This is a genomic window from Rubricoccus marinus, assembly GCF_002257665.1.
Classification (GTDB): domain Bacteria; phylum Bacteroidota; class Rhodothermia; order Rhodothermales; family Rubricoccaceae; genus Rubricoccus; species Rubricoccus marinus.
Genome location: NZ_MQWB01000001.1, coordinates 3,019,294 through 3,044,490, shown reverse-complemented (window position 1 = coordinate 3,044,490; position 25,197 = coordinate 3,019,294). Strand labels below are relative to the sequence as shown.

The window sequence follows — 25,197 nt, the reverse complement described above, 5'->3', positions numbered from 1 at the left end:
CCCCGGTCTGTACACCCACAAGGCCGGCGTCCCTAAGACGCACCATCCACCTCGGGCCGCGCACCACACACCCGCGCTCGCTCGGGCTCTTCACACCACCAACTCGGAGGTAGCAATGTTCCGTTCACCGAGTACACTCGTACTCCTTCTGCTGGTAGGTCTGCTCCCCGGAGTAGCCCTGGCACAGAACTCAGGCACCCTCGCTGGTCGCGTCACTGACGCCCAGACCGGGGATACTCTTCCTGGAGCCAACGTCGTCGTTCAAGGCACGACACTTGGCGCCGCAACCAACCTCGACGGCGAATTCCGCATCATCGGTGTCCCCGTCGGCACTTACAACGTCACCGCGTCTTTCGCTGGATACCAGGAGCTCACGCTTGAAGGTGTCGACATCAACAGCGGAGCGACCCGAGAAGTCAGCTTCGAACTCGGAGGCAGCGAGCTCGGAACGGTCGAAGTCATTTACGAGCGGCCGATCATCCAGCAGGACGCCATCGGCGTTCCTCGCGTCGTTTCAGGAGAGGACCTTGAAAACCTCCCGATTCGTAGCGTGGCTGGCGTCACGGCCCTCCAGGGCGGTGTCGTCTCTGCAGACAACACGAGCACGCTCAACATCCGCGGTGGTCGTGGAGAAGAGGTCGCCTACTACGTGGACGGTGTTCGCGTGACGGGCCTTCTCGGTGTCAACCAGCAGGCCATTCAGGAGCAGGAGGTTCTCATCGGAACGATCCCTGCCCGGTACGGCGATGTCCAGTCTGGCGTGATCTCGATCACGACCAAGACGGGCCGTTCCGACTTCTTCGGCTCCGCCGAGGTCGTGACGAGCCAGGGCCTTGATTCCTTCGGCGACAACCTTGCGTCTCTCTCCCTGGGCGGTCCTATCGCTCCGGGCCGTGTTGGCTTCTTCCTTTCTGGGGAGTACGGCTACACCGAGGACAACAGCCCATACGGAATCGACACGTACCGCCTCAAAGATGATCTCTACGAGAGCATCCAGGCGACCCCTCAGGCTCTGCGCATCACGAACGCACAGGGAGAGGAGGAGCTTGTCAACTTCCCCATCGAGCTGATCCGCAGCCTCGACGGACCGATCGGTCAGGACTCCCTTCAGGCGCTCCTGCTCGCGAACAACATCATCGGCGAAGGCTCGACGATCGCAAACGGCAGCCCCGTCAACCGCGTCGAGAACTTTACCGCGAGCGACTTCGACCTCGTTCGTGGCAAGCGTGATCCGAACACGAACGTCACGCTGAACGGAAACCTGAACTTCGACCTGGGTGCTGTCAACCTCCGCCTGGGCGGTGGTCTTGCAACGTCGCGCAGCGAGCCGTTCAGCTTCACCAACTCCCTCTACAACCGGGAGACGTTCCAGCGTAACGAAACGGATAGCTACCGCCTCTACGGAACCTTCCTTCAGCGTCTGTCGAACTCCGCGTTCTACCAGATTCAGGGCGAGTTCCAGGACAACCAGGGCGTTTCATACCCAGATGGCTTCTCTTCAGACATCAACGATGTTCTGCAGTACGGCGATCTCAACTCTCCGGCAAACCAGGTTGCGCAGCGGTACTACGTGTTCCGCAACGAGCCCGGTACGGAGGAACCCGTTTACGTCCAGCAGTTTGACGAGGACGGCGGAGGCCGCCCTGGCTCGCTGTTCGGCTACACGTTCAGCCTTCCAGGCCGCGTAACGAACACGGGGTACTCCAAGTCGCACAACCAGCGCTACCGCTTCTCCGGTAACGCGACCACGCAGGTGGGCGTCCACCAGCTCGAGTTCGGTGGTGAGTACCAGCAGGACACCCGGCGCTTCTTCAGCATCGGTGGCTACAGCCTCTCCCGGTTCGTGAACGACGACGACGGTCCAGAGCAGACCATCGAGGGCTTCCCAGACGGAATCACCAGCTACGATCAGATCCCGTACAGCACCCTCCGCAACCGTGTCTCCTACTACGGATTCAACTTCAACGGTACGGAGGAGGTCAACGATCAGAGCGTGGACGGATACTTCCCGGACGCTGACGGCAACCGCAGCAACACAAACCTGGACGCGTACCGCCCGCGCTACTACGCTGGCTACATCCAGGACAAGATCGAATTCCAGGACTTGATCATTCAGCTCGGTTTCCGCGCTGACGTGTTCGACAACAACACGCTGCAGCTCAAGGACATCTACGCACCGACGCCAATCCAGCGCGTGGGTGACATGACGGCTCCCGCAGGTATTGAGAGTGACTTCGCTGTCTACTACAACGGCGACAACGTCGTTGGATACCGCGACACCGACGGCAACTTCTACGATGCCGAAGGCACGAACGTCGTTGCAGACCAGATCATCACGACAAACCGTGGTCAGGTCCGCTCCATCGACGCTCCGCGTTCGACGGTGTTCGAGGAGTACACGCCACAGGCAACGTTCATGCCCCGCGTTGGAGTCAGCTTCCCGGTAACCGACCGGGCGCTCTTCTTCGCGAGCTACAACGTGACGTCGCAGCGCCCAACCGAGGCCGCGTTCGCCACGCTCGCATCCTTCGAAGAGCTCGACGGCCAGCAGCGCACGTCGAACCCGACGCTGGAGCCAGAGCGGACAACGCAGTACGAGCTCGGCTTCCGCCAGCGTATCGGTGAGCGTGCTGCCTTAAGCATGTCCGGTTTCTACCGTACGCAGGACAACAAGATCTCCGTGCGTCAGGTGACGGGTGGCTTCCCCGCCTACTCCACCTACTTCAACGCGGACTTCACGACGACGCAGGGTGCAGAGCTCAACTTCGATCTGCGCCGGACGAACAACCTGTCGATCAACGCGAACTACACGCTTTCCTTCGCACAGGGAACGGGTTCGGACGCGAACTCGACCGGTACGGCTGCATGGCGTGGAGATTACTTCCCGCAGTTCATCAGCCCGTCTGACTTCGATCAGCGTCACACGGCAAACGTGAGCCTGGACTACCGCTTCGGCGCAGGTGAAGGCCCAATGCTCGGTGGCGTTCGCGCTCTCGAGAACTTCGGAGTCAACCTCATCGGTCAGTTCGGAAGTGGCCTTCGCTACACCCGCCTGCAGAGGAACACTCGCTTCAACGTGGGTGACTCGTTCACCGAGAACGTAGATGGCACCATCAACGGTGCAGAGCTGCCCGCAACGACTCGCCTCGACCTCCGGGTGGACCGCGCGTTCAACCTCGGGTTCAGCGATTCGAGAGTCCGGGCGTACGTCTCCGTGATCAACCTGTTGGACACGAAGAACGTCCTCGCTGTGTACCGGTCTACTGGCCTGCCGAACGAAGATGGCTTCGTCAACACGGCCGCTGGCAGAAGCCAGCTGGACACGCCGGGACGTCTGTTCAACTACCAGGCCTACACGGGTGGTCCTGTCAACGTTGGAGGACAGCAGTCCTCCGGTGCCGGCCGTTTCTACGGCTCACCGCGGCAGATCCGTCTCGGTCTCCTCTTCGACTTCTAGACAGCACGCGAACAAACTGGCCTGAGCATCCAACGCTCAGGCCAGTTCTCGCCGTCGTCATTACCTACGAAAACTGATCCTATGGTTCGCACTCGACACGCGACCACGCTCCTCCTCTTGCTTCTAGCAGGAGTGCTGGCGCCTACAACAGCAGCTCAGACTCCTGGGAACTGCACGTTGGGAACGGCTGAAGCCGATCTCGACATCAACAACATTTTTGCTCGTGTCTTTAACACGGGTAGCCTCTTCTTCGGAAACACCACCACAAACGGAGACGGATACTTGGCCCCGAAGGCATCGGAGAACTCTCCGATCTTCGCGTCTGGCATCTGGGTGGGTGGCAAGATCAACGGTGACCTTCGTGTTGCCGGATCTCGCTACAGCAACTTCAACTTCTGGCCTGGACCGCTCGGCAACGACGGCCGTCCCGTCAACCCGAACAACTGTAGTGCATATGACGAGATCTACAGCGTAACGCGCACCAACATCGCGAACTACGAAGCAGGTCTCGCTGAGACGGGTGATCTCGAGGATTGGCCGTTTGAGATCGGTGCACCCGTCATTGACGGAGATGGTATCGAGGGCAACTACAACCTCGCGGGTGGAGACCGCCCCGAGATCATCGGTGACCAGGGCATCTTCTGGGTCATGAACGACGTGGGCAACGAGCACTCGGTGCAGGCCACGGACCCCCTCGGAATTGAGGTCCAGGTGTTGGCGTTCTCTTTCTCCCGCGCTGACGCGCTGGGAGAGACGACGTTCTACCGCTACCGGATCATCAACAAGGGGGCAACTCCGATTGAAGAGACGTACATCTCGGTCTTCTCCGACCCGGACCTCGGCGACGCAGGTGATGACTACGTCTCTTACGATCAGGAGTTGGGCTTGGGTTACGTGTACAACTCCAACCCTGCAGATCAGGTCTATGGCGAAGCCCCCCCGGCTGCAGGCTATGACTTCTTCCAGGGTCCGATCGTTGGAACGGATACTCTCGATGCTACTGCGTTCTCGTACTTCATCAACGGATCGTCTCCAACGACGACCGGTGACCCCGTCACGGGACAGCAGATGTACTTCTACATGCAGGGACTGTGGGGTGATGGCTCTCCAATGCGTGCCAATGGCACGGGATACCAGCAGCCGACGACGTTCCCGATCACGAAGTTTGCCTTCCCAGGCGACCCTGTAACGGGGCAGACTTGGAGCGAGGTCAACATCGATGGAAATGGCACGTCGAACCCTGCGGGTGACCGTCGCTTGGTGATCCACACGGGTCCGTTCACGCTCGAGCGCAACGATCCCCAGGACATCGTGTTCGGAATCGTGTTCGCACAGGGAGCTGACCGCTTCAGCTCGATCACGGCACTGCGTTCGGCTGACCGCCTCGCGCAAACGGCTTACGACAACGACTTCAAGCTCGCTCCACCGCCTCCAGCACCCCCTAGGTGCCAGCCCGGAAGCGACGTTCTCGCGCCCGGATCGGGCAACTGCCTCGAGGCAATCAGCCAGGATGGTGAAACGACGCTCGTGTGGGGATACCCCTCGAACAACGCGAACTACCTCGCCCGCTTTGAAGCAGTGGACGTTCTCCTCGACCCCGAGGAGGTTGACGACAACACGTACAACTTCGAAGGCTTCAACATCTATCGCTACCCAACGTCCGACTTCGACGAGTCCGCTCGCGAGTTGGTCGCCACGTACGATATCGTCAACGGCGTGACCCGCGTGATCGACCTCGTCTTCGACGGCGATCTCGGCGATCTCGCTCCCAAGGTTGTCGCTCGTGGAACGGACTCCGGCATCCAGTACTCGTACCGGATCCAGAACGTCACGAACTACACGGATTACTACTATGGCGTCTCAGCGTACTCCTTCAACGAGGAGTCCACGCCGAAGGTGATCGAGAGCTCGCCGACGCAGATCACGGCTCGTCCGTCTGCTCTCACCAGCGGCAACCGGACTCAGTCCCAGTTCGCCGATGAGCTTCAGGGCGTGGCGGTTCAGCAGGTTGGTGAGGGAACGGTCTCCGCAACCATCGTTGACCCAACTGCTGTAACGGGTGACACCTACCGTGTCGAGTTCTTTACGAACGAGGACGACGGCAGCACCACCTACAGCATCATCAACGCGACGACTGGACGTGTTGCGCTGGACGGACGGGAGTACTACGACCGCGATAGCACGGCCGTCCCCCAGGGGCGCAACATTGCCGTGATCGACGGTCTGTCTTTCAGCGTTCAGGGACCTGCGCCGGAGTTCACGAACTTCGCGACGATCCAGAACGCAGCCGGTCCATTGCTGCACCCAGCCGCTCCTGCGTTCGCCGGGTATCCCACTCCTGGTGGTATCGACCCTGTTGCGGGAACGCAGCAGTCGACGAACAACCGTCGGTACTTCGTGGGGCCTGCCGAGGCTCTCACGGGGCACACACTCGACGAGTTCAACGAGAACGTCGGTGGAATCGGAACCTCTCGTGAGGACAGCGTTGTCCCGTTCGACTGGGAGATCCGCTTCACGGGCGAGACCAACTACGCTGCGATTTACAGCGGTACAACGTTTGGGCCTCCGATCCTGATCGAGGTGCCGTTCGAGCTCTGGAACACGGGCATTGCAACCCCAGATGACACGAGCGATGACGTCCGGTACTTCCCGACGATCTTCGACTTGGACTTCAGCGTTGCGCCAGGTGGTCAGGCATTCAGCTTCATCAACACCCCTGGTATCCAGGGAACGTTTGGTTGCTGCTCTGGCGATAGCCAGATGTCTAGCCTGACGAACGACCCGTACACGGACGGAATCACCTGGATCATTCCTCAGGACCGTACGCCAGGCGAGAGCGGATACAACGCGATCGTAGCCGCTATTCAGTCGGACCCAGCTGCAGCTGCTCCGTTGGTTGACAACGGAAGAGCTTCTCTGCTGCGTTCCGCACTCGTGTGGTGGAACGGTGGCGACACCGAGGTTGCTGGTGCGTTCGATCAGTTCGCGTTCCCGGAGGAAGGCACAATCTTCCGCCTCTCGACGTCGAAGCCGAACCAGCCCGGTGATGTCTTCACGCTCGACACCTCCGGCAACCAGCTTCTCGCTGGATCTGCAGAGGACGCTGTTGCAGCGCTCGAAAACATCCAGGTGGTTCCTAACCCGTACCTGGGTGCTTCGACCTACGAGACGGGTAACCTGAGCCGCGTGGTTCGCTTCACGAACCTCCCGGAGCAGGCCTCGACGATTCGCGTCTTTACGGTCGCAGGAACGCTGGTGAAGACGCTCCGCAAGGAGGGTTCGAGCAGGTCCCTCGACTGGAACCTCGAAACGGAGAACAACCTGCCGGTCGCGAGTGGCATGTACCTCATCCACGTTGACGTGGAAGGAGTTGGTGAGCGGACGCTCAAGCTCGGAGTCGTACAGCGCCGGACCCAGATCACCGTTTTCTAGAGCCCGGTCGCTTACTGACCTCAACGCACACATCAGACCATGAAAACCAGAATCCTTGCACTCTGCGCCGCTGGGCTGGGCCTTACAGGGCTCTTTGCTCCGGGTGCTTCCGCGCAGGACGACCGGGCAGGTACACAGGCGATGGAGGAACTCCTCGTCCCTGTTACACCCCGCACGGTTGCTCTCGGCAATACCCTCACGAGTGGACTCGACAACCTTTCAGGTGTCGAAGCCGCTCAAAGCAACCCTGCTGCTATCCTCGCATCCAACGGCACGAGCGTCATGTTCAGCCGGATGGATTACGTCGAGGACATCGGCATCAACTATTTCGGAGTCGCTCAGAAGTTTGGCGCGAACAGCGTTGCTCTGACGCTCACCTCTTGGGACTACGGCGATATCGCCCGTACCTCGGAGGAGCGGCCGGACACCAACCCGAACGCTCTCGAGACGTACGACGCGTCGACGTACTCATTCGGCGCTACGTACAGCCGTCAGTTCACGGACCGCATCGGTGCGGGCGCGACGCTGAAGGCTCTCGGACGTACGATTGACAACGTCAACTCAAACGGACTGGCCTTCGACGCCGGCATCACTTACGTGGTGCCGGAGTCAGGTCTCCGCTTCGGAGTCAGCCTGAAGAACCTGGGTCAGGAGATGACCTTCGGTGGTGACGGCCTCCGCCGTAGCACGCCGAACAACGGTCCCAACGGACCCGGAACGATTGCAGGCGAGATCGACGATCTCCCGGCACAGCTTCCATCGGTGCTGAACTTCGGCGCTGCGTACACCCGCCAGTTCGCTGGTGACGTGTCCGTGTCCGGAATGGCGAACTTCCGTTCGATCTCCTACGACCAGGACCAGTACAGCGCGGGCCTCGAGCTCGGCTATGCGAGCCTGGTGTACGCCCGTGGTGGTTTCAACATCACCGCGGACAACGACCAGGACTTCTGGCGCGGATGGAACGTGGGTGCTGGCCTGAACCTCGACGTTCAGACCACGTCCCTCAAGGTTGACTACGCCTACCGTCCTTCGGACGTGTTCGGCGACGTGAACATGTTCTCTGTCTCTGTCGGCATCTAGCCTGACAGCTGATCGAGCATTCAAGGGCGGCCCCGGTTCATGCCGGGGCCGCCTTTTGTAGTTTGATGGGCCTCGTGAGGAGAGGCCTCACACGCCCCACGCACATATGCGCCCGCTCGCGCTCGGACTCGCTTTCATCGTACTCGTCTTCGGGTTGGCAGCGTGTCTGAATCCGAAAGGAGTAGATGCGGGCCAGGAGTTTCTCAACCTCGCGCCAGAGGTCCAGTACGTAGGCAACGAGACGTGTGGAACGTGCCACGAGGAGCTATACGCGAGCTACGCCACGCACGGCATGGCGCAGTCGTTCTATCCTCTGGCGGAGGACAACGCGGTCGAGGACTTTTCCGGCGTCGTGGTTCGGCACGCCGCATCGGGGTTTGAGTACGTGGCGAAACGAGAGGGAGGGCGATTTGTGCAGGAGGAGCGCCGCGTGGAACCGGATGGGAGCGTTTCGCACCAACTGACGCGGACGATGGATTACGTGGTGGGGAGCGGATCTGCTGCCCGGACGTACCTCTCCGAGGAGAACGGAAGGCTGTACGAGTTGCCGCTGACGTGGTACACACGCGACGACAGTGGGGGCGCCTCTGGCGTGTGGGCACTGAGCCCCGGGTACGACCAGAACAACGCGCGCTTCTCGCGAGCCATTCCAGATCGGTGCATGGCGTGCCACAACGGCACGAGCGAGTACGTGCCGTACACCGACGGGAAGTACGCGTCGCTCGCCAGCGGGATCGGGTGCGAGCAGTGCCACGGGCCGGGCGAGTTGCACGTAGAGGCCCGGACGGCAGAAGAGGAGGCGCCCGACTCGATGGATGTCACCATCGTGAACCCGAAGTGGCTCAGCACGGATCTCCGGCTTGATGTGTGCCAGCAGTGCCACCTGAGCGGCGAGGTCTCGGTCATCCGTGAGGGGCAAACCGCGACGAGCTACCGGCCAGGAATGCCTCTGGCGGCGCACCGCGCCATCTTCTCGCTGACGAACACCGACCCGAACGAGGTCAGCGTGATCTCTCATTCCGACCGGATGAAAGAGAGCGCCTGCTTCCAGGAGTCCGTATCGATGGACTGCGTGACGTGTCACAATCCACACGAGGGGTTCCAAGACAAAGGGCCGGAGTACTTCAACTCCACATGCCAGACGTGCCACGCGCCTGATGCGCTTCAGGGCCAGATGGCCTCGGGCGAGTTGAAGGAGCAGCACGCGCCAGAGGCCAACTGCTTTTCGTGCCACATGCCGAAGGTGACGGCAAAGGACGCGCCGCACGCATCGTTTACCGACCACAAGATCCGCGTGGTGCGCGATGACGCGATTTCGGGCGTGGCCTCTGGCGCGGAGTCCGAACTGGTGCCGTACTACGAGCGGGACGAGGGCGATGAGGCCTTGCGCGGCATCGCGTACATCGTATTCGCACGGCAGAGCGGTGGATCGCCCGCGTTCCGCCGTGGGCTCGCGATGCTGGAGAGCGCGTTGGATGAGCCGACGGGAGCGGGCGAAGCTCAGTTCTTGCTCGGGTTCGCGCGGCTTCAGACAGGGGACGCCAGAGGCGCGATTCAGCCGCTCCGTGCGGCGATCGAACTCCAGGCCAATCCGGAGCGGCTCAACACGCTTGCGCAAGCGCTGGAGGTCTCTGGCGGGAGCGCCAGCGAGGCGGAGAAGCTGTACCGGCAGGCGCTCGACATCCAGCCGGCTGCGTCCGACATCCGCACCAACCTTGGGCGCCTGTTGGAAGCGCAGGGGCGGATTCCAGACGGCATCGCGCAGTACCGCGCGGCGATCCAGGAGGAGCCGTGGCAGGTGGAGGCGCACACGCTTCTGGGTGGCGCGCTCGCGAAAGCGGGCGATGTCCAGGGCGCAGCGCAGGCGCTTCGCGAGGCGATCAAGCTGGAGCCCCGGCAGGCAGACGCCCTGACGAACCTCGCGGTGCTTCTGGCGCAGCAGGGCCAGACCGGGGAGGCTGCGGCTCTGTTCCGACGGGCCGTGCAGGCGGACCCCCGTAACGCGAACGCACAGGCGAACCTCGCGCTCTACCTCCTCAACGAGAACGACGCGCAGGGCGCTCTACAAAGCGCGCGGACGGCGCTGCAGATCAACCCGCAGCAGCAGACCGCGCAGCAAGTGCTCGGCATCCTGCAACAGAACGGAATCCGCTGACGCCAGAGGCCTCTGGCGCCAGAGGCGCTACGGCTGCCCTCTCTCTTCCAACTCGGGAGCCGGCTGACCCGAGAGGTGGGCGGCGATGCGCGCGGCGTGGATGCGGCCGTTCTCGATAAACCACCGGCTGGTGTTGTACCCCCCGCACACGGTTCCAGCGAGGTAGATGCCAGGGCGGTTGCTCTCCATCGTGGACTCGTCGACGTGGGGAACGAGCGCCTCGCCCTCCAACTCGATCCCGAGATCGCGCAGGAACGAGAAGTCCGGGTGGTAGCCCGTGAGCGCGAGGACGGCGTCGGCCGGGATCGCCAGAGGCCCGTCGGGCGTGGTGACGTGGACGGCCTCTGGCGTGATGCGCTCGACGGTTGTGCGCATGTACGCCGCGATGGCGCCGTCCGTGATGCGGTTGACGAGGTCGGGGCGGATCCAGTACTTCACCGTTGGGCCGACGTCCTCGCCGCGGATGACGAGCGTGACGTTCGCGCCGTGGCGGTTGCACTCCAGCGCGGCTTTGGCGGCGGAGTTCTTGGCACCGATCACGACGACGTTCCGCCCGCTGTACGGGTACGGCTCTTTGTAATAGTGCGTGACGTGAGGCAGGTCCTCGCCTTCGACGCCGAGCAGGTTGGGCTGGTCGAAAAAGCCACTGGCGACGACGACAGCGCGTGCGCGGTGTTCGCCTTTGCTGGTGCGGACGGTGAAGTCACCGGCTTCTCCGTCTACGCCCAGCACGCGCTCGCCCAACCGGATGTCGAGCCTCTCGCGCTGCGCGACCGTGCGGTAGTAGTCGATGGTCTCCTCGCGGCGCGGCTTGTACAATGTCGTCGCCAGAGGATGCCCCCCGATCTCCAGCAGCTCGGGCGTGGAGAAGAACTCCATCTGCGTGGGGTAGCCCACGAGAGAGTTGACGATCGCGCCTTTCTCAACGACGCGGGCGGTGAGGCCGGCCCGCTTGGCCGCGAGGGCACACGCGAGCCCGATGGGCCCAGCGCCCACGGCGAGAAGGTCGACGGCCTCTGGCGAGTCTTGGATTTGCATACTCGGATCTACGCCGTAGCCGCGCCTGCGTTGCCAAGGGACCTCGAAAAGCGAGGGTGCTTCTGGCGCCAGAGGCGTGGATACGCAGCTTCAGTCCCCAGTCCCCAGTCCCCAGTCCCCAGTCCCCGCTACACGCCGTCGCCAGAGGCCCCCGGGCGGCGGGCGGCGAAAAAGCGCCGGAGCAGGTCTGCGGATTCCTCGGCCATCACGCCGGTGACGGTCTCCACGCGATGGTTCAGGCGCGGGTCCTGCGGAATGTCGTACAGCGTGGAAGCGGCGCCGGCTTTCTCGTCGAATGCGCCGTAGACGAGGCGCTCCAGGCGTGACCACACGAGCGCGCCCGCGCACATCGGGCAGGGCTCCAGCGTCACGTACAGCGTGCAACCGTCCAGGAACTTGCTCCCCACGGTCTGGCACGCGGCGCCGATAGCAAGCATCTCAGCGTGCGCTGTCGGGTCGCCCAGCGTCTCCACCTGGTTGTGGCCGCGCCCCACGATCGTGCTGCCTTTGACGACGACCGCGCCGATGGGCACCTCGCCCGCTTCGGCGGCGCGTTCGGCCTCGCTCAGGGCGAGGCGCATCCAGCGGCGGTCGGGGTCGAGAAGGGATCGGAGCGACATAGTGAGATCAGGCGTGCGGGTGCCCAACGGCGCCAGAGGCCGCTCGGGTCCGCCTCTCACGAAACACAAGTCCGCCTTTTACGCCAGAGGCCTCTGGCGGCTAGGCGCGGACGAGCGGCATCGTCATGCAACGAGGGCCGCCACGGCCGCGCGAGAGCTCGTTGCCCTCCAGGCGGATCGCGATCTTGTCGTTTTGGGGCAGATCGCCATCGCCGTGGTATTTCAGGAAGCTCTCGGCGTCCACGATGCGGAAGCCGTGCTCCTTCATTTTGGCGTACGTCTCGCGGTTGCGCGTGTAGCCCACGACGAGCCCGGGGCGGATCGCGAAGAGGTTGGCGCCGTCGGTCCACTGCTCCCGCTGCTGGCTGATCGGGTCGTCGCCACAAGGGATGAATGTGACCTCTCGGTCCATGACCTCCTCCAGCGCGGCGTGCAGACTGGTGTGGACGCGCATGGTGAACTCTCCGTCGCGGTCGCCAGAGGACAGGTCGTAGACGTTGTCCGTGTAGCCCTCGATGATGGGCGGGAAGACGACAAAGGTGGCCTCGTCCGCGAAGGTGAACACCGTATCGAGGTGCATGCACGAGCGCCGCTTCGGCAGGTTCACCACCATAACGTGCTCAATGGCGGTCCGCGCCAGAAGCTCCCGCGCCACCTGTACGGCGCCGCCGAGGCTGGTCCGCTCGCTCTGCCCGATCAGCACCACCTTGTCCGAGACCACGAGCAGGTCGCCGCCTTCGAACGAGACCTCTTCCGGGAGCTCGATCAGCCTCTGGCGCGAGGCCTCAAAGCGCGGGTGGAAGTTGAAGACCGTCCGGATGAGCGCACTCTCTGGGCGCCGCGCTGAGCGCGCCGCCGTGCTGAGAACCACGTGGTCGCCGACGACCGCCGCGAGATCGCGCGTGAACAGCAGGTTTGGGAGCGGATGCGCGCTAACCGGAAACGGCGCCTGTCCGGTAAAGGCGAAGCGGTGCAGCGCCGCCGCGTCGAGGTCCGCGAGCTCGGACTGGTACGCCTCGAAGTTGCGCTCCGGCACGAGCCCGATCAGCTCCTCGACGTAGTTCGTGCGGGCCTCTGGCGTCTCGAACGCCTCCAGCACCAAGTCGGACAGCTCCAACACCGCGTCGTCGTGGCCGACCAAGCGGCGGAACAGCGTGGTCATGACCTCGTGCTCCTGGCGGGCCTCCTCGGCGAACAGGATGTCGTCGAACAAGAGCTCGTCGCGGTTCTCCGGCGAGACGAGCGCCATCTCGTCGCCCGGGATGTGGACGAGCACCTGGCGGAGCGGGGCGACTTCGGAGGTGATGTGGAGCGGGAGATCGGACACGAGACACGGGGCTGGAAGGGCTTCCAAGCTACCTCGCGGGTCTGTTCTCCTGGGCCACGCCAGAGGCCTCTACCGCCTCTTCTTCTGGAGCAACTCCACGAACCGCAGCAGCGCCGCCACCACGAGCAGCACCACCAAGACGGGCAACGCGAGCTTGATCAGCGCCACGCTCACCTTGAGCACGACGCCCAACAGGGCGAGGGCCACCATCACCACGATGGCGATCAGCAGGAGTTGGAGCAGGCGCTGGATCAGCATGAACGGACGGGTTAGAGCGTGAGCACCTCCACGGTGGAGAGGGCCTGGCCGCTGGCGTTGCGGCCTCCGATCACGAGGATACGGCCGCTCGGCGCGCGGGTTACAGTGTGGCTGTAGCGAGGCGTCACGAGTGCAGCGGGGACGGAGAGGAACCGGCCAGAGCGGTCCGCGAAGACCTCCAGCGACGCCAGAGGCGCACCGGCGGCGTCACGGCCGCCCGCGAGCAACGCGAGCGAGTTGCCCAGGCTGATGCCAGCGGCCGAGGTGCGGGGTTCGAGCGGTAGACCCACCGAGCCCACGTTGACATCGAACGGGTATTGGGAGCCGGGAGCGGTGTAGAAAAAACGGGTCGCAGAAGCGGAGGGCGGCTCGGACGTGGCGTCGAACCCGGTCGCGATGGTAACGACCTGTGTGGCGGTCGTCGTGAGCACGAGCTGGGTGGCGTCGGCGTACCGCGCGCCGCCGCCGGCGCCGCCTCCCGGGGTGAGCGTCACCAGCGTATCGGCGGTGGAGGTGGTCTTGAGCTCTAGCACGTCCAGCGTATTGCTCGCCGCGACGGGGTTCGTGGTAGAGCCCGTCGGCGCCTGGCCCCCGAGGGCGTACAGGAACACGCGGCCCTCGCGCGTGAGCAGCACCGTGGTGTGCCCGCTCCGGCGGCTCTGAGTGCGGCGGGTAAACACGGGGCTCGTGGTGTCCGTCTCCGGGTCGTAGATCTCTGGCGTGCCGACGAACGAGTCCACGCCAGAGGCCTCTGGCGTAGACGTACCGCCGAGGAGCAGCACGCGTCCGTCGGGGAGGGCGGTGGCGGTGTGGCCGGTGCGCGGCGACTGGAGAGCGGCTGGATCGCTGAGCGCGAAGGTGAGCGGCCCGGACTCGCGGATCACTTGCGCGGTCGAGAGCACGTCTCCGCTAGATCCGATTCCTCCCGCGAGAAGCACGCCGCTGGTGAGAGCGGTCGCGGTATGGTCCGCACGCGGCTCGAATAGGACCACGCCCGCGGCGCGCACCCCGACGCTGGCCCGGATCAGGTCGACCTCGCGAGAGGCCGTCTGTTCGTTCGAGAACGCTTCCAGCAAAAACGTGTTGGCGCCCGAGAGGAGGTCGACCTCGATCTCCCATAGCCCCGTCACGTCGTTCTGCGTGGCCTCAGCGCCGTTGACGCGCACGTCGTCAACGCCGGAGATGGACTCTACGGAAAGCTGGAGCAGCACACGCGTGCCCGTCTGCACCTCGGTCAGGCTCGGCGAGACCACTTCGATCTCAGGCGCGATGGAGCCGACGATGGGCCGGTCGCAGCCCGCGAGGAGCAAGAGGGCGAGAAGCGAGACGCAGGCCTCTGGCGAGAATCGGATCATGCGAACGTAGGGGTAAAGACGGGCGCGTCGTACTCGACGCGGTGCAGCACGAGGCCGTGAGCGGGCGCCGCGGGACCCGCGAGGCGGCGGTCGCCAGAGGCGAGAAGGTCGGGAATGCTATCGGCCTCTCGGCGGCCGCGCCCGATCTCCAGCAGCGTCCCGACGATCGCGCGCACCATGCCGTGCACGTACCGGTTGGCTTGGATCTCGAAGCGCCAATCGCCCTCTCGCGCCTCGGGCACCCACTGGGCATGGTGAACGGTACACACGCGGTTGGTCGTCTCCGAGCGGGTGCGGCAGAAGGAGGAGAATTCGTGCGTGCCCAGAAGCGCCTGAGCGGCCTCGTTCATGGTCTCCACGTCGGGTGTGGAGCGGAGGGTTGTGCGCCAGAGGCGATCCAGGGCCCGGGGCGCCGTTGCGACGTGGTAGTGGTACGTGCGCTGCCGCGCGCTGTACCGCGCGTGGAAGTCCTCTGGCGCGGGCTCCACGCCGAGCACAGCGACGGACTCCGGGAGCAGGCCGTTCAGGCTGCCCCGTAAGCGAAACGCGTCGACCGGCTCAGGCGTGTCGACGTGCGCGACCTGGCCTCTGGCGTGAACCCCGGCGTCGGTCCTCCCGGACCCCATAAACGGGGGCGTGCTTCCCATGATGACGGTCAGCGCGCGCTCGATCTCCCCCTGGACGGTCCGCGCTCCGGGCTGCGTCTGCCACCCGGAAAACTCGGTGCCGTCGTATTCGATCAAGAGGCGGGTGCGGGCCACAGGCTATGCGGGATGCGGGATGCGGGATGCGGGATGCGTAAGGCTCCGCGGCCCTTGAAAAGTTCCGACCGCCTCTGGCGCCAGAGGCCTCCGGGGCGCCGAACGGCTCAGAATTTGGCCTCGGCCGGCAGAACCCCTCGCGGCCACCCCTTACGCATCACGCAGTACGCATCACCCCCAGAGCGCCAGAGGCCCGCCCAACCGCGATCTTCTGTCCACCTTCCCCGTCCCCCGCATGACCCCTCGCGTCTACCTCACTGGCTTTATGGCCTCCGGCAAGAGCACCGTCGGCCCGCTGGTGGCGGACGCGTTGGGTTACCGCTTTCTCGACCTCGACTGGCTCGTCGTGGTGCGGACAGGAAAGTCCATCCCGGAGATCTTCGCCGAGGGCGGCGCGGAAGCGTTCCGAAAAGCAGAGGCCCAAGCGCTGGAGGAGACCACGCGCGGGGAGAGCCACGTGATCGCCTCTGGCGGCGGCTCCCTCGTGCAACCGGGCGCCATGGACCTCGCGAAGGGTGCTGGGACCGTCGTGTGGCTGCGCACCTCGCCCGAGACCGTCGCGCGCCGCGTCGGCTCCGCCGGCGACCGGCCGATGCTGTGGGGCGACGACGGGCGGCCTCTGGCGGGCGCGCCGCTGCGCCAGAGGATCCGCGAGCTGATGAATGAGCGCGAGCCCTCCTACGCCCACGCCGACCTCACGGTAGACGCCGACGCGTCGCCAGAGGCCGTCGCGCGAGCCGTCGTAGAAGCCGTGCGCGCGCTCTGAGGAGCCCGCTTGGCGCGGAAGCCGCCACGCCATGAACAGATCGGGCCTCTGGCGGCGTCGCCAGAGGCCCTAGGGGTCAGCCGACGGCCGGGAGCTAGAGCCGCGTAAGGGTGTAGCCCTTCTCGCGCAGCATCATGATCACGCTGTCTGCGCCCACCAAGTGCCCCGCGCCGACGACGACCAGTACGTCCTCGCCCTCGCGCGCCAGCATCGCTTCGATCTGCGGCACCCAGGCCGCGTTGCGGTCGCGCAGCAGCGCCGGGCGGATGGAGTCCGGGATGTCGTTGAAGTACGGCTCCATGGCCTCGTCCTCGCCCGACTTCCAGGCCGCGATCAGGCCCTCGATCTCACCGCTCATCGCATCCCACTCGTTCAGCGTCTCGAGAAGCATCTCCACCTGCGTCTCCTCGGGGATGCCGTCGAAGATGGCCATCTGGCTGTCGGCGGTCTCCAGCGCGAGGCGCTCCTTGGCGTCGGCGGTGGCGCGGCCGAGGAAGTGCTGGTCCACGCCGCTGGTGGCGGTGTACCCGGTCCCCTGGAGCGCCAGAGGCACGAGGGTGAGCTGCACGGCCCACGGCTCAAACCCGGAGAGCTGCGTGGCGGCGGGGCCGACGCGTGCTTCTAGCGCGGCGAAGCTCTCGCCCATCGCGTCCTGGAGCGTGCGGCCATCCGCGTACTGCGCCCGCGTCATCACGGCGCTCTGGATGGCTGCCATGTCGCTCATGTCGATCTCGAAGGCGACGGCCTCGGCATCAGCGTAGGCCTCCTCCACGTTCGCGGGGAGCGGGTACGAACCCTCGTCCAACACGTGGACGGAGCCGAGGAGGTACACGCGGCTGTCCTCATCCTCCATGAGGTAGAGAACGGGCGAGACCTCGCCAGAGGCCTCGGCGGCCTGCGCGTCTGGGGCTGCGGCCTCTTGCGCGAGGGCGGGCGCCAGAGGCGTAAGCGCGAGGAGGGCGGCGAGAATCGAATGTCGGGACGTCATAGGTCTTAGCGGGTCAGCCGGAAGCTCCGGCGGTGGTGGATCGTTGGCCCGTGTTCGGCCAGGGCGGCGTAGTGTTGCGCGGTGGGGTAGCCCTTGTGCTGCGCGAAGCCGTAGGCGCCGAACTCGCCGCCTAGCGCCACCATTGCCTCGTCGCGCGTGACCTTGGCCACGACCGAAGCCGCCGCGATGCTCAGGCTTTTCGCGTCGCCCTTTACGATAGCCTCCACGTGCGCCGAAGGCACGGCGCCAGAGGCCTCTGGCGGTTCGGCCCCGGCGGTTTGTGCCGCTGGCGGGACGCGGTTGCCGTCGATCAGCACCGCGTCCGGGGTCACGGCGAGGTCCGCGAGGGCGCGGCGCATGGCTTCCATCGCGGCCCAGAGCACGTTGAGGGCGTCCACCTCTTGCGGCGAGCACGCGCCGACGCCTACCGCGAGGGCTTGCTCGCGGATCAGCGGGAGGAGCCTCTGGCGCTGCGCTGCGGAAAGCGCCTTGGAATCGTCCAGGCCGGGGAGGCGGGCATCGTGTGGGAGGATCACGGCCGCAGCCACGACGGGGCCTGCTAGGCAGCCGCGGCCGGCTTCGTCCACGCCGGCCACGCGCTCGCGCCCTGCGGCCCAGTGGAGGCGTTCAAGAGAGAAATCAGGCACAGGCGTTCGTCTGGGGAGGGGAAGGAAGGCGCATCGGCGCCCTGAGTTGTTGCACGGGCCGAAACCATCTATCTTGGCCACCGTCTAGAAGATCGCCCCGCCCATCGACGAGGAGGCGGGGCCGGGGTCACACCGACGCCATCGCGCGGAGCGAGGCATACCGGAACGAACGACGTGGCCCCGTCGCAGAGCTCTCGCCCCAGGGCGTGGTCTGCACCGTGACAGCTACCGGCCGTCTTTTCCCACGGGGAAGGTCCACGCCGGCGCTCTCATCCTCTTCCCGCGCGGGAGCTTCCCGCCGCGAACACGCTGCACCGCCGGTGTCTCCCCCGCAGGGGCCTCTGGCGAGCAGTGGCACTTCATACTGTACCGCATAGCCATCCTATACATGGCAGACGACACGCAGGCCGAAGACGGCCGCGAATCGAAGGTCACCGTCGATCAGGAGGCTTCCACCTCGCCCAAGGGCAAGGCCAAAGGGAACGCCACCGACGCTGAAACCCCTAAACCCAAAAAGACGCGCTCGCGCGTTACCACCGTCGACCTGACGAGCAGCGCCAAGGCCGAGAAGCCTGCGCCGCGCTCTCGCAAAAAGGCCGACGACGATGCGCCAGAGGCCGAGAAGCCCAAGCGCGCCCCACGCAAGAAAAAGACGGATCCCGAAGCGGACGCCGCCGAGGAGACGCCGAAAAAGCGCGCCCCTCGCAAAAAGGCCGCCGCCAAGGACGCCGACGCGCCAGAGGCGGACGAGAAGCCCAAGCGCCGCTCGCGCAAGAAGGCTGAGCCCGAAGCGTCCAGCGACGACGCGCCAGCGCCAGAGGCCTCTGGCGAGGCCGACGAGAAGCCGAAGCGCAAGCGCACCCGCCGCAAGGTAGACGCCGAGCCCGTCGCCTCCAGCGATGACCCCAAGGTGGCCGAGGCCACTGGCGACGAGCCGGAAAGCCGCAGCGACGACTCCTCGCAGGGGCAGCAGAACGACGGCGACGACCGCCGCAGCCGGGGCAACCGCAACGACAACCGCGGCGGCAACCAGGACCAGGAAGGTGGAGGACGGCGCCGCAACCGTAACCGCAACAAGAAGAAAGGCGGGGGCGGAGGCCAGGACCAGAACAGTGGCCACCCCGGGCAGGAGTTCGAGGGCGTGCTGGAGCTGATCGGCGACAAGAAGTTCGGCTTCATCCGCGAGTTCACGACCTCGCTGAAAAAGGGCGACAACGACCCCTTTATGCCGCCACCGCTGATCCAGAAGCACGATCTCCGCGACGGCGTCAAGCTGACCGGCATCATCAAGCCCGGCCGCAAGGGCGCGTGGCAGGTCACCCGCGTGGATTCCATCATGGATGGACCCGTGGAGGACTGGGAGGGAACGGAGGACTTCGAGAAGGGGATGGTGATCTACCCCGAGGAGAAGCTCAACCTCATCTCCAGCCCGTCGGATTCGTCGATGCGCGTCGTGGACCTCGTGACGCCGCTTGGCAAGGGCCAGCGCGCGCTGATCGTGGCGCCGCCCCGCGCGGGCAAGACGATCCTGCTCAAGAAGATGGCGGAGGGGCTCGCGAAGAACCACCCCGGCATCAAGATGATCGCGCTGCTCATCGACGAGCGCCCGGAGGAGGTGACGGACTTCCGCCGTAACACGGAGGCCACGGTGTTCGCGTCCTCCAACGATTACGGGGAGGACAACCACGTGCGCGTGGCAACGCTCGCCTTTGAGTACAGCCGACGCATGGTGGAGCAGGGGCACGACGTCGTCGTGCTGCTGGACTCGCTCACGCGCCTCGGCCGCACGTTCAACCTCTTCGGAGGCAACTCCGGCCGCACGATGTCGGGCGGTCTGGACGCTCGCGCGCTGCTCATGCCGCGCAAGATCTTCAGCTCGGCCCGCAACATCGAGAACGGCGGCTCGCTCACGATCATCGCCACGGCGCTGGTCGAGACCGGCAGCCGCATGGACGACGTGATCTTCGAGGAGTTCAAGGGCACCGGCAACGCCGAGATCGTGCTCGACCGCGAGCTCTCAGAAAAGCGGGTCTACCCGGCGATCAACATCCGCCGCAGCGGCACGCGCAACGAAGAGCGGCTTGTCCCAGAGGAACACACCGCGCAGCGGAACCTCCTCTTGCGGGCGCTCAACTCGCGCCACCCCGTGGAGGCGATGCAGGCGCTGCTCAAGCAGATCCAGCTCAGCCCGAGCAACGAGCACCTGCTCAACGAGCTCATCCCTGAGTCCGCATAAGCGCCTCGCCAGAGGCCAGGCAGGACAGGCGCCTCTGGCGCCGCATCCTCGCGAGGGGCGTCTTCGGGCGCCCCTCGTTTCGTGTAGGCCTCTGGCGTCATGCGCGCCTATGAACGGCGTGGGCTAAGCAGGCGTGGGAGTAGCAAGGCTCTGCCAGGCGTCTCGCCCTCGCGCTCGCGCCAGAGGCCTCTGGCGGACTAGCCGCCGTAGCTGAACGAGGCGCCCAGCCCGAGCGGGATCCCGAACGCCCAGTAGAGCAGCAGGAACGCGCTCCACGCGACCAGGAACGCGACCGAGTACGGCAGCATGATCGAGGTCAGCGTGCCGATGCCGGTGCTCTTGACGTAGCGCTGGCAGTACACGACGACGAGCGGGAAGTACGGCATCAACGGCGTGATGATGTTGGACGACGAGTCGCCCACGCGGTAGGCCGCCTGGGTGAGGTCCGGCGAGATGCCGACCTGCATCAGGACCGGCACGAAGATCGGCGCGAGCAGCGCCCATTTCGCGCTGGCCGACCCCACGAAGAGGTTGACGAACGCCGTCAGGAAGATGATGCCGACGATGGTGACGCCGCCCGGCAGGTTCAGCGCCTGCAGCCCCGCCGCGCCCTTGACCGCCAGCAGCGTGCCCAGGTTGGACGTGCTGAAGGCGTAGATGAACAGCGAGCAGAAGAACGCCATCACGATGTAGTAGCTCATGCCCTGCATCGCCTTCGTCATCGCGTCCACCACGTCCTTGCTGTTCTTGAACGTGCCTGCTACGAACCCGTAGACCACGCCGGGGATCAGGAACAGCAGGAAGATCAGCGGCACGATGGACTGCATGATCGGCGCCGAGAACGAGTTCAGCGAGCCGGTCTCGGGATCGCGGAACGCCGAGCCTTCGGGGATCAGCGTGAGCGTGAGCAACACCAAGCCAAGCACCAGCGCGCCAGAGGCCGCCCAGAACGCGCGCTTCTCGCGCGGCGAGAACGAGGCCATGTCCGGCGCTTCCTCCGCGTCGGCGTCAACGGGCGCGGTCGCGTTGAGCCGTGGCTCAATGATGCGGTCCGTGATGATCCAGCCCAAGCCGATGATGAGCAGGCTGGAGGCGGCGGTGAAGTAGTAGTTGTTGAGCGGGTTGACCTGGATCGTCGCGTCTACGATCTGCGCTGCGGGCAGCGTGAATCCCTGCAGCAAAGGGTCGATGGCGGAGGGGACGGGGTTGGCACTAAAGCCGCCCGAGACGCCCGCAAACGCCGCGGCGATGCCCGCCAGAGGATGCCGACCGGCGGCGTAGAAGATGATCCCGCCCAGCGGAATCACGAGAACGTACCCCGCGTCCACCGCGCTGTGACTGATCAGGCCCACGAGGACGACGACGGGCGTAAGCAACGCCGTGCTCGTCCGGCCGAGAAGGAGCTTGATGCTCGTGTTGAAAAACCCGGCTGCGTCCGCCACGCCCACGCCCAGCATCGCCACGAGCACCACGCCCAGCGGCGCGAAGGACGTAAAGATGGTCACCATGTTCGTCAGAAAGCTCGTGAGGGCCTCTGGCGTCAGCAGGTTCAGCACGCGGAGCGGCTCGCCATCGCGCGGGTTGACGGCGTTGAACTCCACGCCGGCGAGCAGGGCGCTCAGCACCCAGACGAGGATCAGCGAGAGCAGGAACAGCATCGCCGGATCCGGGAGCTTGTTTCCGAGGCGCTCAATGTGGCCGAGCAGGCGGCTGATCCGACCGGAGGGCTCTGTCGCAGGGGATGGCGTCATGACGAGAACGATGGGGAAAGCCCAAATCTACCGCACCGCCCCCGTCCTCCCCGGCGCCAGAGGCTCAGCGAGGACCGTGAAGCCCCAGGCTAGGGCTAGGGGTAAACCCTAGAGGTCGGCAAAGATGCCAGCGCAGACGCCTACGCAGGAACGGCCTGCACCCCCGGCGGTGGGAGGTACGGCTTCGTCAGGGCAGAAGGCCCGACTCATCCTGCCTGGGCCCTTCCCTCGCTTCCCGTACGAGGAAACGGAGGGTCTGCCCGGCGGAGCTGATTTGGGGCGGCTATCCCAAGAACCGGCGGTGATCTACCATAATGCACCGCTCCGCGACGTAGGGGAGATCCGCAGCCTCGGCCGCGGCCTGGGCCTCTGGCGAGTGGACGCCGAGTTGCGTCCAGACCAGCGGGTGCCGGCCTGTGGCCGCAGCGCGTGCGGCGGCATCGTGTACCACGCCCTCTGTGTGCTCCGAGCGGCGGAACACGTTTACGATATCGATCTCGACCTCCTCGGGAATCGACTGGAGATCCGGGTACGCTGTCTGGCCCAGGATCTCGTCGTGGAAGGGGTTGATCGGGACCACCCGGTAACCCGCGTCGAGGAGGTACTGCGCGATCCGGTGACTCGTCTGGTACGCGCGAGGTGAGCAGCCCACGACGGCGATGGTGTGGGCGGAGGCGAGGGAATCGGCGAGGTCTGGGGACTGCATAGGCTGGATCGGCGTAGACGAAGCCCTCACAACGCTGCCGCTATGCCTCTGGATTCTCGCCCGCGCCGACCGGCGCCCTCGCCACCGGCACCGGGGGATGCTCTCCCCGAACGCGACGCCGGGCCTCTGGCGGCGGACCGCGGACCCGCACGCGTGGCAGACGCGCCGGCGCCAGAGGCCTTGGAGGCCCTCTCGGACGCCGAGCAGGCGGGAGCGCTACGGCGCCTTGGGCGGTGGCTGCCGCGGCTCTCTGGACTGGTGCGGTTCGCCAACCGCACGGGTGCAGTAAGCGCGGTCTGCGCACTCATTTTGTGGTGGGCGCTGGTGAGCCCGGTCGTGCTGGGAGTGGGCGGCGCGTCCTGGCTGGTGGCGATCGTGGTTCTCGGGGTGTTGCTCCTGCCCGCAGCCTCGGCGTGGCTGCTCGGCCTGACGCTTAACGACATCCTGACGCTGCCCGAGCGGCTGCGTGGCGGCGCCATCGCTGCGGCGTCGCAGTCGCGAGAGGCCCTGGCCGCATCGCCAGAGGCGGGGGGGCGCATCACGGGCGTGATCCGCGCGATCTGGGCCGCGCGCGGGTTCGTGCTGGAATCCAAAGGCGCCTGGGCCAAGGCCGCGACGGCGGCGCGCGTGGTCCGCTTGGCGAAGCTGCCGTTCGTGCTGGGCACGCTGGGGCTTTTCGCGCTCAACGCCGCGGTCATCGTCGGCGGGCTTATCGCGCTCGTCATCCTGCTGGTATAGGGCCGCCTCTGGCGCCAGAGGCTTTCGTCTCTCTCGCGCAGGGAGCACGAGGCTGGCAGAAGCGGTCGTTACCTTGCGTGACCCCCTTCTGAGCCGTGTCGGTTCCCGCTGAACTCCCCCCTGAAAGCCCCACCCGCGAGGGATCGGAGCGCGCTGCGCGCCGCAGCGGCGTGGCGTGGCGGCGCGACGCCGAGCCGGCGCTCGTCGGCTGGCTCAAAGCGCGTTGGGCCGGAGTGCCCCCGCGGGCTCGGTGGGCCTCTGGCGCCGTGCTGGCCGGCTTCCTCGCGCTCGCGGTCTGGGGCATGTGGGACGTGGCCGAGACCCCGTTAGACGAAGGCGAAGCGGCCCGCAACGCCGCGATCGCACGGACCGCGTGGGCCGCCGCACAACGCCAGGCACCGACGCCGCTGGCAGCCGAGCCGGACGGCTCCGCCTTCGCCAGCGGCGCCCTAGAGCCCGGCGACGCCGAGACGGCCGCGGGCAAATACGTCGACTTCCTCTCCTACACCACGTCCGATAGCACGGCCTTCACGGTGGTCGCCACGTCGGAGGCGTTTACGCCGGACCTGTCGGTGCGCACGCCCGACGGTCGCCGCCTCGCGGCGTCGGTCCTGCTCGGAACGTCCTCTCGCGCCGAGGTCGTCGGCTTGCAGGGGCCGGGCCGCTTCGATATCACGCTGACCACGGCCTCGCAAGGGGCCTCTGGCGCCTACCAGGTGCTCGTCGGCAACGGGACCGCTCGGGACACCCTCCGCGCCGGCGACGCGCTCCGCGCCGACACGCTCGGTAGCGGACGGGCGCTTGCCGGCCGGTTCGAGGTCGGCTACGCGCTGCTTGCTGAGCCGGACCGCCCGGTGATCCTTGAGGTCGTCTCGTCCGCGTTCACGCCGCGCATCACGCTTCTCGGCCCCGCTGGCGAGATCCGCCAGCAGCGCACGCTGGAGCGGGGCGTCTCTGGCGACAGCCTCTTTGGCGCCGTGCTGCGCTTCCGGCCCGGGTGGGACCTCCCGTACACCGTGCTCATCTCCAGCGACGAGCGTGAGGCCACAGGCCCGTTCGCGCTCGAAATGCGCACCATCGACGTCAAGCCTCTTGCGGGCGACGGCCGCCCCGTCTCCGGCGAGCTGGGCAAGGACAGCTGGCTCCGGGACGGCCGCTACGTGGACGCCTACCGCTTCCGCGTCAGCGATGGCGACGACCTCAAGATCGACGTGCAGAGCCAGGACTTCGCGCCCGCCTTCCATCTCTGGCGCGAGGAGACCCGAGGCGTAAAAGACGCGCTCTCGGAGCTCAACCGCGCCGAGCGCGCCGGCGTCACGGCGGAGAAATCCGATTTCGAGCCCGGCACGTACGTCCTCGAAATCATGAGCGCGAAGGTGGGGGAGGGCGGAGCGTACCCCTCGGGGCGCTACGCGCTCACGGTGGCCTCCGAGCGCCCCGAGCCCGTCCGCTTCGACCCCTCCGACCCCGACGCACCACGCGGGTGGACCGGCGCCATCGGCGGCTCGGCCACGGGCCGCTCGCCAGACGGCGACACGTTCGTGATTTCGGTCAACGCCGTCTCCATCTCGTATCCCCGCGGCGACCGCACCCGTATACAGCTCGGCGTCACCGTCCGCTCGGTGGATTACTCCGGCCCGTGGGCGCCGTGGCGCAGCTTTGCCAGCCAGGGCGCCCTCATGGACGCCAGAGGCCGGCAGTACCAGCCGGCCCCGGCCGAGAGCGCCGGAACAGGCACCATCGCCGAGCCCGGTAGTGAGCGCCGCGGCCGCCTCGTCTTCTACGCCGACGGCGTCCGCACCGATCAGGGGCGCCTCGTGTTCTCCGCGCCCCTCGGCGGCGGCACGTCCGTCCCCATCGTTCTCGACATCCCTCGTTGATG

Annotated in this window: 18 protein-coding genes; 8 read left to right on the top strand and 10 right to left on the bottom strand. The window is 65.9% G+C overall.

The window, feature by feature from the left end:
• The first annotated feature begins 115 nt into the window (after positions 1-115).
• The 4 genes from BSZ36_RS12855 (at position 116) to BSZ36_RS12840 (ending at position 10,124) form a co-directional block, all read left to right on the top strand.
• Entirely contained in the window at positions 116-3,457 is a 3,342-nt protein-coding gene (locus tag BSZ36_RS12855) for a TonB-dependent receptor domain-containing protein (protein ID WP_094549590.1), read from the top strand.
• Between the two features lie 81 nt (positions 3,458-3,538).
• Positions 3,539-6,889 (top strand): T9SS type A sorting domain-containing protein, encoded by a 3,351-nt coding sequence (locus BSZ36_RS12850; protein WP_143536896.1) that lies wholly within the window; start codon positions 3,539-3,541, stop codon positions 6,887-6,889.
• A gap of 39 nt (positions 6,890-6,928) precedes the next feature.
• A complete protein-coding gene (locus BSZ36_RS12845) occupies positions 6,929-7,969 on the top strand; it encodes a PorV/PorQ family protein (RefSeq protein WP_143536895.1) in 1,041 nt (346 codons plus the stop codon).
• A gap of 106 nt (positions 7,970-8,075) precedes the next feature.
• A complete protein-coding gene (locus tag BSZ36_RS12840) occupies positions 8,076-10,124 on the top strand; it encodes a tetratricopeptide repeat protein (RefSeq protein WP_094549584.1) in 2,049 nt (682 codons plus the stop codon).
• A 27-nt stretch (positions 10,125-10,151) separates the two neighbouring features.
• Here BSZ36_RS12840 and BSZ36_RS12835 read toward each other — a convergent pair whose 3' ends face one another.
• From BSZ36_RS12835 to truA, 6 genes are all read right to left on the bottom strand, one after another.
• Positions 10,152-11,162 carry a YpdA family putative bacillithiol disulfide reductase gene (locus BSZ36_RS12835; RefSeq protein WP_094549582.1) on the bottom strand — a complete coding sequence of 337 codons (1,011 nt, stop codon included), beginning with the start codon at positions 11,160-11,162 and terminating at the stop codon, positions 10,152-10,154.
• Between the two features lie 128 nt (positions 11,163-11,290).
• Positions 11,291-11,782 (bottom strand): tRNA adenosine(34) deaminase TadA, encoded by a 492-nt coding sequence (tadA, locus tag BSZ36_RS12830; RefSeq protein WP_094549579.1) that lies wholly within the window; start codon positions 11,780-11,782, stop codon positions 11,291-11,293.
• Between the two features lie 100 nt (positions 11,783-11,882).
• A complete protein-coding gene (locus BSZ36_RS12825) occupies positions 11,883-13,109 on the bottom strand; it encodes an arginine deiminase (protein ID WP_218827661.1) in 1,227 nt (408 codons plus the stop codon).
• A 69-nt stretch (positions 13,110-13,178) separates the two neighbouring features.
• Complete coding sequence (locus BSZ36_RS12820) at positions 13,179-13,367, bottom strand: hypothetical protein (RefSeq protein WP_094549577.1); 189 nt, start codon at positions 13,365-13,367, stop codon at positions 13,179-13,181.
• Between the two features lie 11 nt (positions 13,368-13,378).
• Positions 13,379-14,722 carry a Kelch repeat-containing protein gene (locus tag BSZ36_RS12815; protein WP_094549575.1) on the bottom strand — a complete coding sequence of 448 codons (1,344 nt, stop codon included), beginning with the start codon at positions 14,720-14,722 and terminating at the stop codon, positions 13,379-13,381.
• Positions 14,719-15,483, bottom strand: a complete 765-nt coding sequence (truA, locus tag BSZ36_RS12810; protein ID WP_094549573.1) for a tRNA pseudouridine(38-40) synthase TruA — start codon at positions 15,481-15,483, stop codon at positions 14,719-14,721. Before truA ends, BSZ36_RS12815 begins: the two co-directional genes overlap by 4 nt.
• 235 nt (positions 15,484-15,718) lie before the next feature.
• Here truA and BSZ36_RS12805 point away from each other — a divergent pair, with 235 nt between their 5' ends.
• Complete coding sequence (locus BSZ36_RS12805; RefSeq protein ID WP_094549571.1) at positions 15,719-16,249, top strand: shikimate kinase; 531 nt, start codon at positions 15,719-15,721, stop codon at positions 16,247-16,249.
• A 94-nt stretch (positions 16,250-16,343) separates the two neighbouring features.
• Here the strand turns inward: BSZ36_RS12805 and BSZ36_RS12800 are convergent, their stop codons facing one another.
• Complete coding sequence (locus tag BSZ36_RS12800) at positions 16,344-17,237, bottom strand: TraB/GumN family protein (RefSeq protein ID WP_094549569.1); 894 nt, start codon at positions 17,235-17,237, stop codon at positions 16,344-16,346.
• Between the two features lie 5 nt (positions 17,238-17,242).
• Positions 17,243-17,884 (bottom strand): ribonuclease HII, encoded by a 642-nt coding sequence (locus BSZ36_RS12795; RefSeq protein WP_094549567.1) that lies wholly within the window; start codon positions 17,882-17,884, stop codon positions 17,243-17,245.
• Positions 17,885-18,272: 388 nt separating this feature from the next.
• On the opposite strand from BSZ36_RS12795, the gene rho reads away from it, so the two are divergent.
• On the top strand, positions 18,273-20,120 hold the full coding sequence (gene rho / locus BSZ36_RS12790; RefSeq protein WP_094549565.1) for a transcription termination factor Rho: 1,848 nt from the start codon (positions 18,273-18,275) through the stop codon (positions 20,118-20,120).
• Between the two features lie 197 nt (positions 20,121-20,317).
• Here rho and BSZ36_RS12785 read toward each other — a convergent pair whose 3' ends face one another.
• Positions 20,318-21,871, bottom strand: coding sequence for an AbgT family transporter (locus BSZ36_RS12785; protein WP_094549563.1), 1,554 nt, complete (start codon positions 21,869-21,871; stop codon positions 20,318-20,320).
• A gap of 283 nt (positions 21,872-22,154) precedes the next feature.
• Positions 22,155-22,577: a CoA-binding protein gene (locus BSZ36_RS12780; protein WP_094549561.1), complete on the bottom strand. Its 423-nt coding sequence runs from the start codon at positions 22,575-22,577 to the stop codon at positions 22,155-22,157.
• A gap of 42 nt (positions 22,578-22,619) precedes the next feature.
• Between BSZ36_RS12780 and BSZ36_RS12775 the strand changes: the two genes are divergently transcribed.
• Together BSZ36_RS12775 and BSZ36_RS12770 are read left to right on the top strand one after the other, a co-directional pair.
• Positions 22,620-23,315 carry a hypothetical protein gene (locus BSZ36_RS12775; RefSeq protein WP_143536894.1) on the top strand — a complete coding sequence of 232 codons (696 nt, stop codon included), beginning with the start codon at positions 22,620-22,622 and terminating at the stop codon, positions 23,313-23,315.
• Between the two features lie 95 nt (positions 23,316-23,410).
• Complete coding sequence (locus BSZ36_RS12770; RefSeq protein ID WP_094549557.1) at positions 23,411-25,195, top strand: hypothetical protein; 1,785 nt, start codon at positions 23,411-23,413, stop codon at positions 25,193-25,195.
• Positions 25,196-25,197: the final 2 nt, after the last annotated feature.

Excerpts from the sequence above, each read along its gene's own strand:
- BSZ36_RS12855 (WP_094549590.1), top strand. The coding sequence starts at position 116 with ATGTTCCGTTCACCGAGTACACTCGTACTCCTTCTGCTGGTAGGTCTG.
- BSZ36_RS12850 (WP_143536896.1), top strand. The coding sequence starts at position 3,539 with ATGGTTCGCACTCGACACGCGACCACGCTCCTCCTCTTGCTTCTAGCA.
- BSZ36_RS12845 (WP_143536895.1), top strand. The coding sequence starts at position 6,929 with ATGAAAACCAGAATCCTTGCACTCTGCGCCGCTGGGCTGGGCCTTACA.
- BSZ36_RS12840 (WP_094549584.1), top strand. The coding sequence starts at position 8,076 with ATGCGCCCGCTCGCGCTCGGACTCGCTTTCATCGTACTCGTCTTCGGG.
- BSZ36_RS12835 (WP_094549582.1), bottom strand. The coding sequence starts at position 11,162 with ATGCAAATCCAAGACTCGCCAGAGGCCGTCGACCTTCTCGCCGTGGGC.
- tadA (WP_094549579.1), bottom strand. The coding sequence starts at position 11,782 with ATGTCGCTCCGATCCCTTCTCGACCCCGACCGCCGCTGGATGCGCCTC.
- BSZ36_RS12820 (WP_094549577.1), bottom strand. The coding sequence starts at position 13,367 with ATGCTGATCCAGCGCCTGCTCCAACTCCTGCTGATCGCCATCGTGGTG.
- BSZ36_RS12815 (WP_094549575.1), bottom strand. The coding sequence starts at position 14,722 with ATGATCCGATTCTCGCCAGAGGCCTGCGTCTCGCTTCTCGCCCTCTTG.
- BSZ36_RS12805 (WP_094549571.1), top strand. The coding sequence starts at position 15,719 with ATGACCCCTCGCGTCTACCTCACTGGCTTTATGGCCTCCGGCAAGAGC.
- BSZ36_RS12800 (WP_094549569.1), bottom strand. The coding sequence starts at position 17,237 with ATGACGTCCCGACATTCGATTCTCGCCGCCCTCCTCGCGCTTACGCCT.
- rho (WP_094549565.1), top strand. The coding sequence starts at position 18,273 with ATGGCAGACGACACGCAGGCCGAAGACGGCCGCGAATCGAAGGTCACC.
- BSZ36_RS12785 (WP_094549563.1), bottom strand. The coding sequence starts at position 21,871 with ATGACGCCATCCCCTGCGACAGAGCCCTCCGGTCGGATCAGCCGCCTG.
- BSZ36_RS12780 (WP_094549561.1), bottom strand. The coding sequence starts at position 22,577 with ATGCAGTCCCCAGACCTCGCCGATTCCCTCGCCTCCGCCCACACCATC.
- BSZ36_RS12775 (WP_143536894.1), top strand. The coding sequence starts at position 22,620 with ATGCCTCTGGATTCTCGCCCGCGCCGACCGGCGCCCTCGCCACCGGCA.